This is a genomic window from Microbacterium sediminicola, from assembly GCF_039531125.1.
Lineage (GTDB): Bacteria > Actinomycetota > Actinomycetes > Actinomycetales > Microbacteriaceae > Microbacterium > Microbacterium sediminicola.
Window position 1 is genome coordinate 97,304 of record NZ_BAAAPL010000001.1, and the last position, 18,861, is coordinate 116,164.

The following is an 18,861-nucleotide window of genomic DNA, read 5'->3' on the forward strand; positions in this document are numbered from 1 at the left end:
CGGCGAGAGACCTCTCAGCGCACCGCCGCGGTACGGTGAACAGCAGAGCTGTCGAAGTACCGGGGGATGTGAGCGTGGAGTTCGCCGCGGATGTTGAGCTCATGTTCACCGGGGTCGTGCCGGCATGAGCGGTCCTGTCGCGCCGTCGGAGGGCATTGACCAGACCGGCATGCGACGTGTGAACACGGCCAGCGTGCTGCGGGCGTTCCTCGCCCAGTCGGAGCCGCTCACCTCTGCGGATCTGGTGGAGGCCACCGGGCTTTCGCGTCGCACGCTCGAGTTGATCGTCGCCGCGCTTCAGCACGCCGGTTGGGTGACCGAGGTCGACTCGCCCGACGGCGCCGCGGGTCGTGGCCGGCCGCGGAAGTACTTCGCGCTCGTCTCGACTCGAGCGGTTGTGGTCGCCGTCCATTTCGACGAGTTTCGCGTCCATACCGTCGTCGCCGACATCCGGGGCGAGGAGGTCGCCCGCGCCGAGGAGCCGACTGCGCGGTTCGATGACCCCGCGGCGACGCTGGCGCAGGCAGTCGAGGTTGCGCGAGGGACGTTGCGATCGGCTCGAGTGGGTACCGAATCCGTGCGTGCGATCGTGCTCAGCCTCGGTGGTCGCATCTCCGACGAAGGGGTGATGGTGACGCCCGCCGTGGTCGAGGCATGGGCAGGAGTCGACCTGTGTGCGCCCTTCCGCGAGGCATTCGAGGTCCCGGTCATCGCGGAGAACGACACCAACCTCTCGGCGCTCGCCGAGCATTGGACGGGGGCGGCCGACGGCACCGAGACCTTCGTCTACCTCATCCCGGGTGCTCGCCTGAGCGCGAGCTTGTTTCTGGGAGGGAGCATCCACCGCGGCTTCGAGGGCAGCGCCGGTGAGCTCATCCGTATCCGCGGTGTGGATATCGCCCGGTGGCGAGAGCATCCCCTGGGTGGGGTCTCCTCGCCGGAAGAAGTCGAGCAGCGCGCGGCGCAGGAGATCCTCGACCAGGCGATGGCCGGCGATGCGGACGCGCTGGCGAATGTCCGCGGCTTCCTCGCGGGCATCGCGGCGCTGCTGAGTGTGATCGGCTGGCTGCTCGCGCCACCGCTGGTGGTCGTGGCCGGCCGATTCGACGAAGCGGAAGCCGAAGTCCTGGAGATCCTTCGGGAAGAGCTCGTTGCGGTGGGGGCACCGCACTTCGGTGTCCGTACCGCGCGCTTCGTAGGAAGCGGGGGGCTGATCGGGGCGGTGCGCCTCGCGCTGGATGTCGCCGAACGCGAGATCTTCGACCTGAGAAACATGCCCTGACCTGGGCATAACAGGTCAAAGGTGAGCCGCGCTCACTTTTCCGCCGTGTAAATTCCCGGTTTCCGAGTAGGCCAATACTGCTACCTTCGCGCATTATTGCTGGAGCACCACACCGGCCGCTGACTGCGACTGGCACCCCCCTCAATCCCTCGGAGTTCACATGACTCAGCACCACCTCTGGCGCACGCGCCTCGCGAGCCTGGCGGTCCTCGGCACCGCAGGCGCCCTCGTGCTCGCCGGCTGCGCATCCTCGAGCGACTCGTCGAGCGACGCCGACCCGACCGCGACCACCAGCACCGACTCGGGTCTTCCCCAGGACCTCGTTGACGCGGCGATCGCCGCGGCAGAAGAGGCCGCCGGCGGCGCGGACTTCTCGGGCACCACGATCGAGGTCCTCGGCGTCACCACCGGCACCGAGGCCGACGCGTTCATCAACGCGATGGCCCCGTTCGCAGAGGCCACCGGAGCTGTCGTGGACTACGTCGGCAATGCGGACCAGGCGACGGTCGTCGCGGCGGCTGTCGAGGCCGGTAACGCTCCCGACGTCGTCGACGGCCAGGGACTCGGCCTCATGCTGCAGTACGCCGCGAGCGGTGACGCGGTCTCGATGAGCGAGGTCATCGGCGACGACGTGCTCGCCGCCAACTACAACGAGGGTCTGCTCAACTCGGCGACCATCGACGGCGACGTCTACGGCGTCTGGAACGAGGCCGACACCTTCCAGATCTTCTACAACACCGCGACCTACGAAGGTCCGACCTCGGGCTCGTGGGACGACCTGATGGCCTGGTCTGAAGAGGCCGCTGCCGCCGGTGACGCCGCTCCGTGGTGCATGGGCCTCGAGGCCGGCGCCGGCTCGGGCTTCCCCGCGCAGGGCTTCATCGAGAACCTCTTCGTCAAGAAGTTCGGCAGCGAGAAGCTCGCCGAGTGGGCCTCGGGTGAGCTGCCCTGGACCAGCGACGAGGTGAAGTGGGCGTTCGAGGAGTTCGGCAAGATCGCCACCTCCGACACGCTCGTCGACGGCGGCCCGCAGGCTGTCGTCTCGACCTCGGCGTTCGTGTTCATGAACGGCATGTACAGCGACCCGCAGACCTGCCAGCTGACCCTCTGGGGCAACTACGCGGCCTCCATCGTCGGTGCCTCCAACCCCGACGCGGTCGTTCCCACCGGTCTGAACTTCTTCGACATCCCGGCCTCGGTCGAGGACTACGCGGGTGCGCTGGATGTCGCCGGTCACGTGACCTTCGCCCTCAACGACGACGACGCCACCTCGGCGTTCATGAAGTACTGGGCATCGGCCGAGGCGCAGGCGCTCCTGGCCGCGAGCGGTCAGTACACCGTCGCGAACGTCAATGTGCCGCTCAGCGCCTACCCGAACGACAACATGGCCAGCTCGGCCGAGATCCTTCTCGCCGCCGACACCGTCACGCCGGGTCCGGCATCCGCTGTCGCCACCGCCGTGAACACGGCCTACCTGCAGGGCATCATGTCCTACGTCCAGGACCCCGACTCGCTGGATGAGATCCTCGCGGGTATCGAGGCCTCGAAGGGCTGATGACCCAATGACCGTCCTGTCCATCCTCATCGGGACGGTGCTCGTCCCGGCCGCCGTGATCTTCTTCACGGCGGCCGGTGAGCGCCTGCTCTCCCGAGCGCGGCCCACCGTCGCGCGGCGGATCCGCCCCTGGTTCTGGCTCGCGCCGATCCTCATCGGGCTGCTCGCCGTGCTGATCTACCCCGCGGTGGCCACGTTCGTCCTGAGCTTCCGCAGCGCGGATGCCTCGGCCTGGAGCGGGCTCGACAACTATCTCTGGGCGCTCGGCAGCGACGTCCTCCCCATCTTCCTCAACAACGCGATCTGGATCGTCGCGATGCCGCTGGGCATCGTCGTCATCGGCACCGTCATGGCGGTCATGATCGACCGGGTCAAGTACGAGCTCGTCGCCCGCACCATGCTCGTGCTCCCCACGGCCATCTCCCTCACGGCGGCCGGCATCGCCTGGCGACTGCTGTACTCCTGGTCGCCCGAAGGTCGCACCCAGTTCGGCCTGTTCAATGCGATCCTCCAGGCCGTGGGGCTCGCCCCGGTCGCCTGGACGGCGCGCCCCCCGAGCGATGCGCAGTGGCTCAACACCCTCGCGCTCGTGGTCGTCGGCGTCTGGGCCGGGCTCGGCGTCGCCGTCCTCATCCTGTCGGCCGCCGTCAAGGCGGTCCCCTCGGAATACCTCGAGGCCGCGCGCCTGGACGGTGCGAGCGAGTTCCGCGTGTTCTTCACCATCGTCCTCCCCATCATCTGGCCGAGCATGGTCACCGTCATCACGACGCAGGTGATCCAAGCGATCAAGGTCTTCGACATCGTCTACGTCATGACGAACGGCAACGGCGGCACAGACGTCGTGGCCAACGAGATGTTCACCCAGCTGTTCCAGTTCCCCAACCACGTCGGACAGGCCAGCGCCCTCGCGATCCTGCTGCTCGTGCTGTCCCTGCCGATCGTGTGGTTCAACGTCCGGCACGCGCGACGGGAGATCCACATATGAGCGCCACCGCCTTCCACGGCGAGAACACCCTCGCCGCGCACGCCTCTCGAGCAGGCCGTCGCCGCCGCGGTGCGCGCGCCCGCCTCGGCCGCATCCTGCTGCACATCGCCGTCCTGGTCGTCACGCTGTTCTGGTTCACGCCGATCCTCGAGATGATCGCGATGTCGCTGCGCACGACGCCTGACTCGGCGGCCAGCGGGTGGTGGACGATCTTCGCCCAGCCGCTCATCACGCTCGAGAACTATGCGACGGCAGCGGACACCCTGCGCCTGGACACCACGATCCTGGCGACGCTCTCCTTCGCGCTGCCCGCCACGGCGATCACGGTGCTGCTCTCGGCCTACGGCGGATACGTCCTCTCTCGATGGACCTTCAAGGGCAGCATCATCGTGTTCGGCATCCTGGTGGCGCTGCTGGCCGTGCCCCCGCAGGTCTCGTTCAGCCCGCTGATCCAGCTGTTCTCGTTCCTCGGCATCACGGGGACTCCCGCCGCGGTGTGGATCTTCCAGGTGTTCTACACGCTGCCGTTCGGCATCTATCTGATGCGCGGCTACATGTACACGATCCCGGGAGAGCTGTTCGAGGCGGCATCCGTGGACGGCGCCTCGGAGCTGCGGATCTTCCTGCGCATCGTGCTGCCCCTGTCGGCGCCCATCCTCGTGTCGCTCGCGATCCTGCAGTTCATGTGGTCGTGGAACGACCTGCTCACCCCGCTCATCTTCGTCGGCGTGTCGGGCTCGACCACGCCGATCACCCTCGAGCTGGCCGGCATCGCCCAGCAGATCACCTCGAACGGCACCAACGTGACGGCCGCCGGCGCACTTATCTCGGTGCTGCCGCCGCTGGTGATCCTCATTGCCCTGCAGCGCTACTTCGTCGCCGGCATCACGGGGGGTGCTCTGAAATGAGCCCGACTTCCGCGACCTCCACGATGGGGAGCACCACGCTTCCCGAACAGGAGACATCATGCTGAGCACCCACGACTACCTGCGCCTGCTCCCCAAAGCCGAGCTGCACTGCCACTTCGTCTCGGTCATGCGGGTCCCGACCCTCGTCGAGCTCGCCTCGACGCACAAGATCGAGCTGAAGACCGACGACCTGGACGCGCTCCTGGACTACGAGGGTCTGCCCGACTTCCTGGATGTCTTCAACGCCGCCCACCTGGCCCTCACGACCGGCGACGAGATCGCCCGCGTCGCATACGAGGGCGTCGAGGACGGCGTGCGCGACGGGAACCTCCGCTACCGCGAGTACTTCATCAACCCCGACAACTTCGCGCCCCGCGGCATCGACTACCCGAGCCTGATCGATGCGATGACAGACGGACTGACGCAGGCGGAGCGGGACTTCGGCGTCGGATTCCGGATCGTCGCCGCCATCAACCGCTCCCTCTCGCCCGAGACCGCGGTGAAGATGGTCGAGACGGTCATCGCCCACCCGCGCGACGTGGTCGTCGGGATCGGCATGGACGACCTGACGCCCGAGTTCACGGAGGACCCGCTGCGGTTCCGCGAGGCGTACGAGCTGGCCCAGCGGCACGGGCTGAAGACCTCGGCGCACGTGGGGGAGACCCTCAACGCCTCGCCGCAGAACGTCGTCGACGCGATCGAGACCCTCGGTGTCGACCGCATCGACCACGGCTACCGCGTGGTGGATGACGCGGATGCGCTCGCTTGCGCCGTGGCATCCGGGGTGCCCTTCACGTGCACGCCCCACTCGACCCACATGCTCTCGGCGTGGGAGTTCACCCCCGAGCACCGCATCGCCCAGATGGTGCGTGCGGGCCTTCCCGTGACCTTGGCGACCGATGACGCGGTCTTCTTCAAGACCGACATCGGCCGCGAATACACCCACGCCCTTCCGGCGATGGGACTGGACGACGCCCAGACCGCGCGGATCGCGCGGGCCGGGTTCGAAGCGTCCTGGTGCGACAGCGCGCAGCGCGATCGCATGCTGGCCGACGTCGACGCGCAGATCCTCGCGCTGTCGGCGCTGCGATAGGAGAGACACACAGCATGACCCCCCCTGAATACACCGACGTGCTCATCGTCGGCGGCGGCATCATGGGTGCCGCCGTCGCGGCCCTGGTGCGCGCCGAGCGCCCCGAGGCGCAGATCACGATCGTCGACGCGGGTCCCGCCATCGCCGACGGCTCGGGACACCACCTGCACGAGACCAAGGACCCCGAGCTCTGGGAGCAGTACAACGAGAAGGTCTCGATCGGGATTCAGGGGCTCTACGCCGCCGATCAGCCGGCGACCGAGCGTGCCACCGCGCTGTCGGACCTCGAGCCGGGGATGCACCGCATCGCCGCGCTCGGTCACGACAGTGCGCAGCTGCCCGGCGCCGCCGTCGGCTGGAACGTCGGTGGAATGGGAGTCCACTGGACCGCGGCGACCCCGTGGCCCGAAGAGGCCGAGCGCTTCGGCGACCCGGACCGGTGGGACCGTGACCTCGAGATCGCCCGCGATGTGCTGCGCGTGACGGCCTCGCCGATCGGTCCCACCACTGCCGGACAGCACGTGCTGGACGCCCTCACCGCGCACCTGGGGCACATGGCTGCCCCCGGCCGCCTGCCACAGGCGATGCCCATGGCGGTCAGGGACGTCGACGGGCGTCTGGTGCGCACGGGCCCGGCCGTGATCTTCCCTCCCATCGAGGTCGGCGGCGACGAGCACTTCACGCTCGTGTCGGGGCAGATCGTCACCGAGCTCGTCCACGACGGTGCGACCGTCCGCGGCGCGCGCACCAAGGACATCACGACAGGCGAGGTGACCGAGATCGCCGCGGCCGTGGTGGTCGTCGCCGCCGACGCGCTGCGCAGCCCGCAGCTGCTCTGGGCCTCCGGCATCCGTCCCGCCGCCCTCGGCACCCACCTCAACGAGCACGCTTTCGTCACCAACCGCGTCCTGCTCGACCTCGACCGCTTCGGCATCGCTCTCGAGGAGCTCCCCGGCTACCGCGACGGCGAGACCGTCAGCGATTCGCTCTGGGTGCCGGTCAACTCGCCCGCCCTGCCCTACCAGTGCCAGGTCATGAACCGCACCTACATCGACGATGACGCGAATCCGCTCGCCTACGGCGTCGGCGTCTCGGTCTACGTCCCCACCGAGGTGCGCGCCGAGAACCGGATCGTCTTCAGCGACGAGGACCGCGACATCGCCGGCATGCCCGTGATGCGCGCCGAATTCTCGTGGTCGGAAGCCGACCTCGCCCTCATCGAACAGGCGGGTGACTTCATGGCCGGGATCGCCGAGCGGCTTGGCGAGTGGAACCGTGAGACCGACTCGCAGGTGCTGCCCGCCGGATCCTCGCTGCACTACACCGGCACCGTTCGCGCCGGAGACAGCGACGACGGGACGAGCGTGTGCGACCACTCCGGCCTCGTCTGGGGGTTCGACAACCTCTTCGTCGCCGGCAACGGCGTCGTGCCGACCGCGCTCGTGTGCAACTCGACGCTCACCGGCACCGTCACGGCCGTCCGCGCCGCCGAGGCGGTCGTCGTCCACCCGGCGCTGGCCGCTGCCGCCGCCGAGGAGGTGTGCGCATGACCGCCACGCCGCTGACCATCCCGCGGTCGAAGGTCGCGCTGAACCCCATCCAGTGGTTCAGCCGCAAGGCCGACCCGAGCGATCCGGACAGCGCCGACCTATGGCTGATCGCCGACCCGGCCTTCCGTGCCGACTATCCCGGCATCCTCATGGATGTGAAGCGCGCGGGCTGGGACACCGTCATGCTCGGGGTGCTCGAGACCCAGACCCTGCAGGACTTCGGCCGCATGGTGGATGCCGCGGGCCTCGCGCTCGCGCCGGGCTACGCGGCGATCGACGTGCCGCCGGAGCTTCCCGCGACAGGCACCGCCGAGCGCGTGCACCTGTTCGACGGCATCCGCCGGGCGGCGGAGGAGTCGGCCTACTTCGGACTGGACACGATCTTCCTCGCGCCCGCGCTGACCTGGCACCCCTGGGATGTCCGGACCCTGGAGGCCACCGCCGTCGGCGCCGGCTTCGACCAGGCGCGGCTGGAGCGGGTCACCGAGGCGCTGGGCGAGGCATCCGACGTCCTCGCCGCCGAAGGCGTGCGCGCGGGCCTTCACAACCACATCGGCTCGTGGGTCGAGACCGTCGCCGAGATCGACTACGTCCTCGGCGCGATCGCGCCCGAGCGGATGGGCGCGTCCTTCGACATCGGCCACATCGCGTGGCTCGGCGAGGATGCGGGCGAGGTCATCGCCCGCCACGCGGACCGTGTCATCGACCTGCACGTCAAGGATCTGAACCTCGAGGTCGCCGCTCTCAGCCGCGCGACTCCGACCCACTACGCGTGGGGCCCCAGCCGCGGCCTGTTCACCGAGCCGGGCGACGGTGACCTGGACCTCGTCGGCATCCTCTCGCGGCTGCCCGAAGGCTGGGACGGCTGGGTCATCGTCGAGCAAGACCTGACGATGCTCGACCCGTACGACTCCGCAGTCCGCTGCGCCCAGTGGGCGGACGCGACCTTCCGCGCCGCATGAGCGCGCTTCGCATCGGAATCGTCGGCGCCGGCTTCATGGGCGCCGTCCATGCCCGGGCCGCCCGCGCCGCCGGTGCCCGAGTTACCGGGATCGTCGCTTCCACGCCCGAGCGTGGGAGCACGGCCGCCGAGGAACTGGGGATCGACCGCGGGTTCGCAACCCTCGACGAGATGCTCGCCTCGGGAGAGATGGATGTCATCCACATCACGACCCCGAACCGCCTGCACGCGCCGCAGGCGCTCGCGGTGCTGGATGCCGGACTCCCCGTCGTCTGCGAGAAGCCGCTGACCACGAGCCTCGCCTCCGCCCGCGCGCTCGCCGACGCAGCGGCCGGACAGGTCGCGACCGTGCCGTTCGTCTACCGCTTCCACCCGCTCGTGCGCGACGCACGCGCCCGCATCGCCGCGGGGGAGATCGGTCCGGTCATCACCGTGCGAGGCGCCTACCTGCAGGACTGGCTGCTGTCGGCACCCGCGGATGCCTGGCGACTGAACCCCGTCGACGGCGGCCGATCGGTGACCTTCGCCGACGTCGGATCGCACCTGGTGGATCTGCTGGAGTTCGTGACCGGCGACCGCATCGTGCGCCTGGTCGCGACGGCGCGCACGGTCGGGCCGGGCCGAGTCCCCCGCGCCGTCTCGGCCGGAGAGCAGTCGATCGCCCTGACCGTCGAGTTCTCACGCGGAGCGATCGGGTCCCTCCTGGTGTCGCAGGTCGCCCCCGGCCGCAAGAACCAGCTCAGCTTCGAGATCGCGGGCAGCGACGCCTCCGTCGCCTTCGACCAGGAACATCCCGAGACCATGTGGGTCGGAAAGCGTGCGGCGAGCATGCTCATTCTGCGGGATGCCGCGCAGATGGCACCGGATGCGGCGCGGCTGGAACGCACCCCCGCGGGGCACCCGCAGGGCTACCAGGACGCCTTCACGGCGTTCGCCGCTGACACCTATGCGGCCGTCGCCGGGGCGGCGCCCGACGGCCTTCCGACCTTCGAGGACGGTGTGCGCGCAGTGCAACTGACCGAGGCTGTCCTGGAATCCGCCGCCACCGGCCAGTGGGAGGACACCCCATGACCGAGCCATCGACCACCCCTGTCACCCTGTTCACGGGGCAGTGGGCGGACCTTCCCTTCGAGGAGGTCGCAGCCTTCGCGGCCGAGGCCGGGTACGACGGCCTGGAGATCGCGTGCGCGGGCGACCACCTGGACGTCGCGCGCGCCGACGAGGACGACGCCTATGTGCGCGAGCGCCTCGAGATCCTCGACCGCCACGGCCTCCAGCTGTTCGCGATCTCGAACCACGCGACCGGGCAGGCCGTGTGCGACGACCCGATCGACTTCCGCCACGAAGGCATCCTTCGCACCGACATCTGGGGCGACGGCGACGCGGAGGGTGTGCGACAGCGCGCCGCCGACGGCATGAAGAAGGCCGCACGCGTGGCGCGCAAGCTCGGCGTGGACACCGTCGTCGGCTTCACGGGCTCCAAGATCTGGCCGTATGTCGCGATGTACCCGCCGGTTCCGGCATCCGTCATCGATGCCGGCTACGAGGACTTCGCCGCCCGCTGGAACCCGATCCTCGACGTCTTCGACGACGAGGGCGTGCGCTTCGCCCACGAGGTGCACCCGAGCGAGATCGCCTACGACTACTGGACGAGCGTGCGCACGCTCGAGGCGGTCGATCGCCGAGCGGCGTTCGGGTTCAACTGGGACCCCTCGCACATGGTGTGGCAGGACATCGACCCGGTCGGATTCATCTGGGATTTCCAGGACCGGATCTACCACGTCGACTGCAAGGACACCCGCCTTCGCATGGGCGGCGGACGCGCGGGGCGTCTGAGCTCCCACCTGCCGTGGGCTGACCCCCGTCGCGGGTGGGACTTCGTCTCGATGGGTCGCGGCGACATCCCTTGGGAGGACGCCTTCCGCGCTCTTCAGGCGATCGGCTACACCGGCCCCATCTCGGTGGAGTGGGAAGACGCGGGCATGGATCGCCGGCACGGCGCCGCCGAGGCCGTGGGCTTCGTGCGCTCGCTGCTGTGGCCGCTCCCGGACCGCCCGTTCGACGCCGCCTTCGCCGACGGGCGCTGAGCGGGGACCTTCGACCCTCGTTGGCGCGCGCGTCTCGGGCGTAGGCTCGCGGCACGCGCGCGAGTGAGGGAGCCCGCTGCCTGGTCGAAGCAGTGTGGAAGGAGAACGATGACCCTCGCGTCGGTGTTCGACTTCTTCGCCGCACAGCCCGTGGTGCTGCTCGCGCTCGTTGTCGGCATCGGTGCGGCGCTCGGGAAGATCCGCATCTACGGGGTCGCGCTCGGCGCCGTCGCGGTGCTGTTCACGATGATCGTCGTCACCGCGAGCGGGGTCGCGCTCGGTGTCGAGATCGTCGTCCCCTCGTACATCGGAGACTTCGGGCTGGTCTTGTTCGCGTTCTGTGTGGGCGTGCTCGCTGGTCCTGAATTCGTCAACGCCCTGCGCAGCTCCCTGTGGATGCTGCTCACGATCGCCGCGGTTCTCGTGCTGGCCGCGGGTCTCGCCCTGGGGCTTGGCACCTGGCTCGGCTTCAGCCCCGACACGATCGCCGGTGTGTTCGCCGGTTCTCTGACCAGCACCCCCGCGCTCGCGGCGACCGGAGGCAGCCCGGCAGCCACGGTCGGCTACGCGAGCACCTACGTGATCGGTGTGATCGGTGCGATGGCCGCCGTCTCGGTCGCACTCCGACGGCGGTCGGGCGACCGTGACGCGCCCGCACGCATCGTGGATCTCGTGGTGCACATCGACACCGACACCGCCCCCACCGTCGCCGAGGTCACCGCGCGGTACGGCGGGCGCGTCGTCATCTCGCGCCTTCGGCGACCCGACGGCGAGGTGCTGGTCGTGCGTCCCGACACCGTGCTCGAGCCAGGGGGGATCATCAACACGGTGGGGCCCGAGGCTGTCGTCGCCGCCGTCGTGGATGAGCTCGGTCACCCGTCCGACATCAACATCACGCACGACCGCAGCCAGTTGGACTACCGGCGCACGATCCTGTCGGACTCGCGCTGGTCGGGCCGCTCGATCGCGCAGCTGGGGCTCGCGGAGCGGTTCGGCGCGACCATCGTGCGGGTTCGGCGCGGGGACGTGGAGTTCCTCGGCACGCCGGACTTCGTGCTGCATCAGGGTGACCGCCTGCGAGTGGTCGCCCCGCGCGACACCCTTCCCGAGGTGACCGCGTTCCTCGGTGACTCCGAGCGCGGCATGACCGAGCTGAACCCCGTCGCCCTCGGTCTCGGCATCGCGGCCGGTATGGCGCTCGGGCTCATCGAGATCCCTCTTCCCGGTGGATCGCACCTGGCGATCGGTTCGGCGGCGGGGGCCCTGGTCATCGGGATCGTGATGGGGAGGATCGGCAGGATCGGACGCTTCGTCACCACCATCCCGCACGCCGCGGCCACAGCGCTCGGTGAGCTCGGTCTGCTGCTGTTCCTGGCCTACGCCGGCTCGAAGGCGGGCTCCCAGATCTTGCAGGCGATCGGGTCAGGCGAGATCCTCGCGCTGCTCGGGGTCGGCGCGGTGACCACCGTGGTCGGGATGTTCGGCATCCTGTTCGCCCTGCGCCGGCTCACGGATGTCGGCGCAACGAAGCTCTCGGGCGTGATCGCCGGCGCCCAGACCAACACCGCAGTGCTCGCATTCGCGCAGGACCGCGCCGGGCAGGACGTGCGCGTCGCCCTCGGCTACAGCCTCGTCTACCCGACGGCGCTGGTCGTGAAGATCCTGCTCGCGCAGTTGCTGCAGTTGTTCTGACCGTCCCAGCTCGACCCGGATGCGGCATCCAGGCGGCCTCTGTAGCCTCGAAGCATGGCACTGTTCTCGCGACGCTCGTCCAATGCCGACAACGAGAAGCGGAAGGGCGAAGCCGCCGCCGCCGAACAGGAGGCCGCAGACTCGGCCGCTCCTGCCGGCTCCGACGTGCCCGAGACCGCTCCGGATGCCGCTCCCGACGCCCCCGCCGTGGGAATCTCCATGTCGTCGTTCCAGGGACTGGGTGCCGCGCAGCCGACGGCCCCGGCAGCGCCCACTGCCCCCACACCGCCGGCGGCCACGACCCCCGCCGGTCCGTCGACGCCGGCCGGGCTTCAGGACAATGCCCCGATCAAGGCCGCGCTGGCCGCGCTTCCCGAGAAGCCCGAGACCACCCAGATTCTCCATGTCGCGCGGCAGATGCTGCAGGGTAACCTCTTCCTGCGCGTGAAGGGCGACGCCAAGAAGCTGCTCGCCGAGGGTGCCAACCTGCCGCTGGCGGTGACCAACATCGGCGACAAGCAGTTCATCCTGGCCTACAGCGGTGTTGAGGCGCTCAAGGCGAGCCTGGCGGCTGACGCCGCCGCCGACACCTCGGCGATGTCACAGCCCGCCCGCGCCGTGATGCGGTTTGTGCTGGCCGGCACCTACGCGGGCGTGATCCTCGACCCCGCCTCGGCGCCGGCGCGCGCCGTGCTCTCGCGGGAGCTCATCGCCCAGCTCGTCGAGCAGGCCGACCCCGACACGCTCGTCAAGCAGACACTTGCGGCCCCGCGCACCGCGAAGACGCCGACGGATGTCGTGAATGCGCTCGGCGCCGCGAAGCTCTGGGTGGCCACCAACAAGCCCGCCGGGTCGGATCGGATGGGTGTCGCCGAGGCACGTTCGAAGGAGGGTGAGCGCTACCTCGAGGTCTTCACGCACCCCGTCGAGATCGCCGCGCTCGGCCGCGGCGACCGCCCCGCGCCCATCACGGGCGCGAAGATCGGCGCCGCGCTGCGTGCGGATGCCAACCTGTCGGGCATCCTCATCGACCCCGCAGGCCCCTGGATCCGGCTGTCCCGCGCAGAGCTGCAGCCTCTCGTGGCTCTCGCACCACCGCCGGCGGGCTGAGATCACCCTTCCCCGCGTCGCCGCGGCTTCCTAGGCTCGAGCCATGGCCTCTGAACGCGTCGCGCTGACTGTTCCGGCACCGCACGGTGAGCGGCAGGTGTCGCTGTCGAGCCCGAACCGGGTGATCTGGCCCGAGCTGGGCATCACCAAGCGCGAGCTCGCGGAGTACCTCATCGCCGTGGCAGACCCCTTCTTGGCGGCCAACGGCGACCGGCCGATGTCGCTGGAGCGCTATCCCGACTCCGTTGCCGGGGACATGTTCTACTCGAAGAACCCGCCCAAGGGCGCCCCCGACTACGTGCAGACGGTCACGGTCGCGTACAACAGCGGGAGGCGGCATCCCCAGGTCGTTCTCGCCGAGCCGGCCGCGATCGTGTGGGCCGCGCAGATGAACACCGTCGTGTTCCACCCCTGGGCCTCGCTCAGCGCGAACACCGACAACCCGATCGAGCTGCGGATCGACCTCGACCCGCAACCGGGGACCGATTTCGCGGATGCCGCGGCCGTCGCTCCGGCACTGCGCGAGGTGCTCGCCGAGGCGGGGCTGGATGCCTGGATCAAGACGAGCGGCAGCCGCGGCATCCACGTGTTCTGCCCGATCGAGCCGACCCACGAGTTCCTCGACGTGCGCCACGCGGTGATCGCCGCGGGGCGGGAGCTGGAGCGGCGGATGCCCGAGCGGGTCACCATGAACTGGTGGAAGGAAGAGCGGGGGGAGCGCGTCTTCATCGACTTCAATCAGGCCAACCGCGACCGCACGATGGCCGGCGCCTACAGTCCCCGCGCGCTTGCCGGAGCGACGGTGTCGACGCCGATCGGCTGGGACGAACTGCCGGATGTCGACCCCGGCGCCTTCACGGTGCGCACCGTTCCGCAGCGACTGGCCGATGTCGGCGACGCGTGGGCGCAGTTCGGTGAGCGTCCCGGGCGGATCGATACCCTGCTGGAGTGGTGGCAGCGGGATCTCGAGGCGGGGCTGGGGGAGCTGCCGTTTCCGCCGGAGTTTCCGAAGATGCCCGGCGAGCCCCCGCGCGTCCAGCCCAGCCGCGCCCGCCCCACCCCCACGTAGCCGAGTTGCACCTCACCCCGCCGAGTTGCACGTGGTGAGGCCGAGTTGCACGTGGTGAGGCCGAGTTGCACGTGGTGAGGCCGAGTTGCACCTCACCCCGCCGAGTTGCACGTGGTGAGGCCGAGTTGCACATCCCACCGTCGAGTTGCACCCGAGGAGAAACCATGAGCGAGACCGACCACGCCACGACGAACGACCGCGGGAGCGTCGTTGCCGACCTGCTGAAGGCCAAGTGGATCTTGCGCGCTCCCATCGGCCTCTACAGGGCGGGCCTGGGGTGGATGCTCGGCGCGCGCTTCGTCATGATCGAGCATCAGGGTCGGGTCTCGGGTGAGTCGCGGTTCGTCGTGGTCGAGGTGATCGAGCGTGGCGACAACGTGCTCTACGTGGCATCCGGCTGGGGGACGAAAGCACAGTGGTACCGCAACCTCCGTGCGAACGGTGTCGCGTTCTTGTCGACGGGCCGCGCGCGTCGGGTGCCGGCGCATGTGCGGCTGCTCGACAAGGCCGAGTCGGATGCCGTGCTCGCCCACTACGCGGAGCGCCACCCGAAGGCGTGGGAGGCGTTGAGCGCGGGCATGGAGAAACTCGGCACGACTCGTATTCCCGTTGTGGAATTCACGCCGCCCACCGACTGAGCGGTCAGGACTCCAGCACGGCGCCCACGTCGTAGTCTGGGATCAGATCGAGCTGGCGGTACGTGCACGAGGCCGGTTCTCGGTCCGGACGCCAGCGCAGGAACTGCACGGTGTGCCGGAATCGCCACTTCTCGAGCTGGTCATACCGCACCTCGAGCACGAGCTCGGGGCGAAGCCGCACGAACGACACATCCTTGCCGCTCGCGAAGCGTGATCGCTCGCCCTCACCGGTGACCGCACGACCCTCGTCGTCACGCTCCACGAGCGGATCCAGCTGATCGACCAACTCGCGGCGACGCTTGTCGGTCCAGGCCGAGACACCGCCGACCTGTACGAGCCGGCCATCATCGGTATAGAGGCCGACCAGGAGCGATCCGACCCCGCTGCCGCTGCGGTGGACGCGGTAGCCGAGGGCGACGACCTCAGCCGTACGGGAGTGCTTGATCTTGAACATCGCACGCTTCCCCGGTGCGTACGGGAGGCCGAGGGGTTTTGCCACGACGCCATCCAACCCCGCGCCCTCGAAGCGTTCGAACCATTCGGCGGCGAGCGCGGCATCCCGGGTCTCGCGGGTCACGTGCACCGGATGCGGCACCTCGCGCAGCAGCTCGATCAGCTGCGCGCGACGCTCACCGAAAGGGCGGATGCTCAGGTCGTCGTCGCCGCGGGCGAGGATGTCGAACGCGATGAACATCGCCGGTGTTTCGGAGCTGAGCCGCATCACCCGTGACTGTGCGGGGTGGACGCGCTGGGTGAGGCTGTCCCAGTCCAGGCGCTGGGCGCCGGGCTCGCCGACCGCGATGACGATCTCGCCGTCGAGGAGGCACGGCTCGGGCAGCACCTGCTCGAAGGCGGCGACGAGTTCAGGGAAGTAACGGGTGAGGGATTTTGCGCCGCGGCTGCCGATCTCGACCCGCTCGCCGTCCCAGGAGACCAGGGCCCGGAATCCGTCCCATTTCGGCTCGTAGGAGAGGCCGCCCGCGACAGCGTCGGCCGCGGGGATGCGGTCGACGGCCTTGGCAAGCATGGGGTCGGGCAGGGGGTGCGGCACGCGCTCAGCCTCTCGCGAGGGTCGCCGGTTGTCCAGACCGCCCGTCGGGGTTGGCTCAGCCGCCGACGAGATCGCCGCCGAAGAGGTCGTCCAGGCAGACATCCATGCCGGTGCGGTCGCGCAGGGCGGTGCGCGCGGCGTACCAGCCGTTCATGCCGTGCACCGCGGGTCCCGGAGGGGTTGCGGCCGAGGCGAGGTACACCCCCGGCAGCGGCGTGCGCCACGGATGCCGCGACACGACGGGACGCCGCAACGCCTGGGTGAGGGTGAACGCACCTCCCAGGATGTCGCCGCCGATCTCGGCGGGGTTGATCTCCTCCCGCTCTGCCGCGGCGACGTGGCTGCTGGCGAGGATGAGGTCGCGGAAGCCGGGGGCGAACCGCTCGATCTGCGCGGTGATCGCCTCGGTCACATCCGCGCGCGAGTGCAGGGGCACGTGGGTGTACGCCCAGAGGACGGCCTTCCCCTCGGGGGCGCGCGTGGGGTCGATGACCGAGGGCTGGACCACCAGGACGTAGGGGTGCTCGGGGATGCGGCCGTGTGAGACCTCCGCCTCGGCCGTGAGGATCTCCTCCCGCGTGCCGCCCAGGTGCACGGTGGGGGAGGCGGAGACCTCCGGATTCGCCCACGGGACGGGGCCGTCCAGGGCGAAGTCGACCTTCGCGGCGGCCGGGCCGTAGCGGTAGCGGCGGATGGCCCGCGCGTAGCGCGGGGGAAGATGCGGGGCCGTCAACAGCAAGCGCGGCGAGGTGTCGAGCACGAGGAGATCGTTCTCCGGATCGCCCCAGTCGAGGTCGGCGAGCGTGCCGACGCGCGTGTCCGTCTCGATCTCGCCGCCGTGGGCGAAAAGGTCGGCGGCCAGAGCATCGGCGATCGCCTGCGCGCTGCCGCGGGGGACAGGCCAGCCCGTGGAGTGGCCGTGGGCTGCCAGCAGCATGCCTGCCGCCGATGACGCGAGCGAGGGCATCCGGGTGTTCGCATGCGCGAGCGCGCCCGTGAGGAGCGCGGCGGCGGCGTCGGTGCGGAACGGGGTCGAGGGAAGGGCGTTCGCGGCGACGCGCAGGCCGAACCGCGCTGCGGTGAGCGGGTGTCGTGGCATCCGCAGCAGCTGGTCTCCGGTGAAGGAGACGACCTCGTCGATGCGGCGGGCAAGCGGTGCGAGCAGGCGCCGCCAGGCGGGGCCGTCGGGACCGAGCCCGGCGACAGTCCGGTCGATGTCGTGCCAGGCGATCGCCGCCCGCCCGCCCTCGAGAGGGTGCGCGTACGAGGCCTTCGGGACGAGCCAGTCGACGTGGCGGGAGAGCTCCAGCGCGCGGAAGAAGGGGGAGGTGAGAGCCGCCGGGTGCACGGCCGAGCACACGTCGTGCACGAAGCCGGGCAGGGTCGCGGCACCCGAGCGCACCCCGCCGCCGATCGAGGGGGCGGCTTCGAGCACGCGCACCTCGAGCCCCGCGCGGGCCAGCGCCACGGCGGCGGACAGCCCATTGGGGCCGCTGCCGACGACCGTTGCGCGCGCTGCCATGGGGCCAGTCTGGCATCAGGCCGGCCGCGCTCGCAGGGGTCAGGCGAAGGCGCTCATCCCCGTGATGTCGCGGCCGATCAGCAGGGCCTGCACGCTCTCGGTGCCCTCGTAGGTGTGGATGGCTTCGATGTCGGCCATGTGCTGCATCACGCCGTTCTCGATCAGGATGCCGTTGCCGCCGAGCAGATCGCGGGCCGTCGCGGCGATCCGGCGCGCGGTGCGGGTGTTGTGGTACTTCGCGAGGGAGGCCTGGGTGGGGCGGAGCTGGCCCGCGGATTCGAGATCGGCCAGGCGCCGGCAGTACAGCTGCATGGAGGTGAGATCGGCGAGCATCTGGGTCAGGCGCTCCTGCACCATCTGGAACTTCGCGAGGGGCTTGCCGAACTGTACCCGTTGGGTGGCGTAGGCCAGGGCGGCCTCGTAGCAGGCGGTGGCATGACCGAGGGCCGACCAGGCGACGCCCGATCGTGTCGAGTACAGCACCGTGGAGGCATCCTTGAAGCTCTTGGTGCCCGGGAGGACCGCGGATGCCGGCACGCGCACGTCTTCGAGGCGGATGTGGGCCTGGTGGATGCCGCGGAGGGACACCTTGCCGGTGATGACGGTGCCGATGTAGCCGGGGCGGTCCTGTTCGACCAGGAAGCACCGCACCGCGCCGTGGTCGTCGGCGCCCTCGTCGACCACCCGCGCCCACACGAAGGTGATGCCGCCCGAGGCACCGTTGCCGATCCACTTCTTCGCGCCGCGGATGACCCACTCGTCGCCGTCGCGGCGGGCTTCGGTCTCGAGCGAGACCGAGTCTGAGCCATGGTCAGGCTCGGTCAGCGCGAAGCTGCCGAGCACGGTGCCGGCGGCGAGGGCGGTGAGGTAGGCATCCTGCTGCTCGGGGCTGCCGAACAGCGCCAGGGTGCGAAGCGCCAGGCCGCCCTGGACCGCGATCACGGTGCCCAGGGACCCGTCGGCGCGGGAGATCTCCATGTTGACCAGGCCCGCGGCCAGCGGCGAGAGGTGGGTGATGGCCGAGTGGCTAACGCCGTCTGTGAAGAGGTCTGCGTCCCCGAGGCGGCGTGCAGCCTCGAGGGGGTAGGTGGCGGTGTCCCAGGCGTCGCGCATGAGGGGGACGAGTTCCTGACCCACGGCGCGGGCGCGTTGCCAGACCTCGCGGTCGGCGGCGGGGATGTCGGCGAAGACGGCGTCATAGTCCGTGCTCTGCGGGGCGGTGACGTCGTAGCCCTCGACGAGCTGGCCGGGGATCGGGGTGTACTCGGGCATCGTTGCTCCTTCAGGGCGACCGACTGGCACCCCGTCTCACTCACGACGACACTGGGTGTCGGCATCCATGGTACCCAGTCTCGCGC

The 18,861-nt window shown here is 69.9% G+C and carries 16 protein-coding genes; 13 read left to right on the top strand and 3 right to left on the bottom strand.

From position 1 onward, the window contains the following. The first annotated feature begins 124 nt into the window (after positions 1 to 124). The 13 genes from ABD206_RS00410 (at position 125) to ABD206_RS00470 (ending at position 14,930) form a co-directional block, all read left to right on the top strand. Positions 125 to 1,282, top strand: coding sequence for an ROK family transcriptional regulator (locus ABD206_RS00410; RefSeq protein ID WP_344067749.1), 1,158 nt, complete (start codon positions 125 to 127; stop codon positions 1,280 to 1,282). Between the two features lie 160 nt (positions 1,283 to 1,442). Then, positions 1,443 to 2,837, top strand: a complete 1,395-nt coding sequence (locus tag ABD206_RS00415) for an extracellular solute-binding protein (protein WP_344067751.1) — start codon at positions 1,443 to 1,445, stop codon at positions 2,835 to 2,837. Positions 2,838 to 2,844: 7 nt separating this feature from the next. After that, on the top strand, positions 2,845 to 3,822 hold the full coding sequence (locus tag ABD206_RS00420; RefSeq protein WP_344067753.1) for a carbohydrate ABC transporter permease: 978 nt from the start codon (positions 2,845 to 2,847) through the stop codon (positions 3,820 to 3,822). Further along, entirely contained in the window at positions 3,819 to 4,730 is a 912-nt protein-coding gene (locus ABD206_RS00425) for a carbohydrate ABC transporter permease (RefSeq protein ID WP_344067755.1), read from the top strand. The genes ABD206_RS00420 and ABD206_RS00425 overlap by 4 nt, the downstream gene beginning before the upstream one ends. Before the next feature lie 58 nt (positions 4,731 to 4,788). Continuing rightward, entirely contained in the window at positions 4,789 to 5,823 is a 1,035-nt protein-coding gene (gene add, locus ABD206_RS00430) for an adenosine deaminase (RefSeq protein ID WP_344067757.1), read from the top strand. A gap of 14 nt (positions 5,824 to 5,837) precedes the next feature. Continuing rightward, entirely contained in the window at positions 5,838 to 7,373 is a 1,536-nt protein-coding gene (locus ABD206_RS00435) for a GMC oxidoreductase (protein ID WP_344067759.1), read from the top strand. Beyond that, positions 7,370 to 8,335: a sugar phosphate isomerase/epimerase family protein gene (locus ABD206_RS00440; RefSeq protein ID WP_344067761.1), complete on the top strand. Its 966-nt coding sequence runs from the start codon at positions 7,370 to 7,372 to the stop codon at positions 8,333 to 8,335. Before ABD206_RS00435 ends, ABD206_RS00440 begins: the two co-directional genes overlap by 4 nt. Continuing rightward, on the top strand, positions 8,332 to 9,405 hold the full coding sequence (locus tag ABD206_RS00445) for a Gfo/Idh/MocA family protein (protein WP_344067763.1): 1,074 nt from the start codon (positions 8,332 to 8,334) through the stop codon (positions 9,403 to 9,405). The genes ABD206_RS00440 and ABD206_RS00445 overlap by 4 nt, the downstream gene beginning before the upstream one ends. Then, on the top strand, positions 9,402 to 10,421 hold the full coding sequence (locus ABD206_RS00450; RefSeq protein ID WP_344067765.1) for a sugar phosphate isomerase/epimerase family protein: 1,020 nt from the start codon (positions 9,402 to 9,404) through the stop codon (positions 10,419 to 10,421). Before ABD206_RS00445 ends, ABD206_RS00450 begins: the two co-directional genes overlap by 4 nt. A 108-nt stretch (positions 10,422 to 10,529) precedes the next feature. Then, entirely contained in the window at positions 10,530 to 12,113 is a 1,584-nt protein-coding gene (locus tag ABD206_RS00455; RefSeq protein WP_344067767.1) for an aspartate:alanine exchanger family transporter, read from the top strand. 54 nt (positions 12,114 to 12,167) lie between these two features. Beyond that, positions 12,168 to 13,223 (top strand): SseB family protein, encoded by a 1,056-nt coding sequence (locus tag ABD206_RS00460; RefSeq protein ID WP_344067768.1) that lies wholly within the window; start codon positions 12,168 to 12,170, stop codon positions 13,221 to 13,223. Positions 13,224 to 13,266: 43 nt separating this feature from the next. Continuing rightward, positions 13,267 to 14,292, top strand: a complete 1,026-nt coding sequence (ligD, locus tag ABD206_RS00465; protein ID WP_344067770.1) for a non-homologous end-joining DNA ligase — start codon at positions 13,267 to 13,269, stop codon at positions 14,290 to 14,292. A 164-nt stretch (positions 14,293 to 14,456) separates the two neighbouring features. Next, complete coding sequence (locus ABD206_RS00470) at positions 14,457 to 14,930, top strand: nitroreductase family deazaflavin-dependent oxidoreductase (protein ID WP_344067772.1); 474 nt, start codon at positions 14,457 to 14,459, stop codon at positions 14,928 to 14,930. 4 nt (positions 14,931 to 14,934) lie between these two features. Here ABD206_RS00470 and ABD206_RS00475 read toward each other — a convergent pair whose 3' ends face one another. From ABD206_RS00475 to ABD206_RS00485, 3 genes are read right to left on the bottom strand one after another with little or no spacing between them, the layout of a single operon-like run. Continuing rightward, complete coding sequence (locus tag ABD206_RS00475; protein WP_344067774.1) at positions 14,935 to 15,981, bottom strand: ATP-dependent DNA ligase; 1,047 nt, start codon at positions 15,979 to 15,981, stop codon at positions 14,935 to 14,937. Positions 15,982 to 16,036: 55 nt separating this feature from the next. Beyond that, positions 16,037 to 17,503, bottom strand: coding sequence for a phytoene desaturase family protein (locus tag ABD206_RS00480; RefSeq protein WP_344067776.1), 1,467 nt, complete (start codon positions 17,501 to 17,503; stop codon positions 16,037 to 16,039). A 39-nt stretch (positions 17,504 to 17,542) separates the two neighbouring features. Then, positions 17,543 to 18,775, bottom strand: a complete 1,233-nt coding sequence (locus tag ABD206_RS00485) for an acyl-CoA dehydrogenase family protein (protein ID WP_344067777.1) — start codon at positions 18,773 to 18,775, stop codon at positions 17,543 to 17,545. Between the last annotated feature and the right edge of the window lie 86 nt (positions 18,776 to 18,861).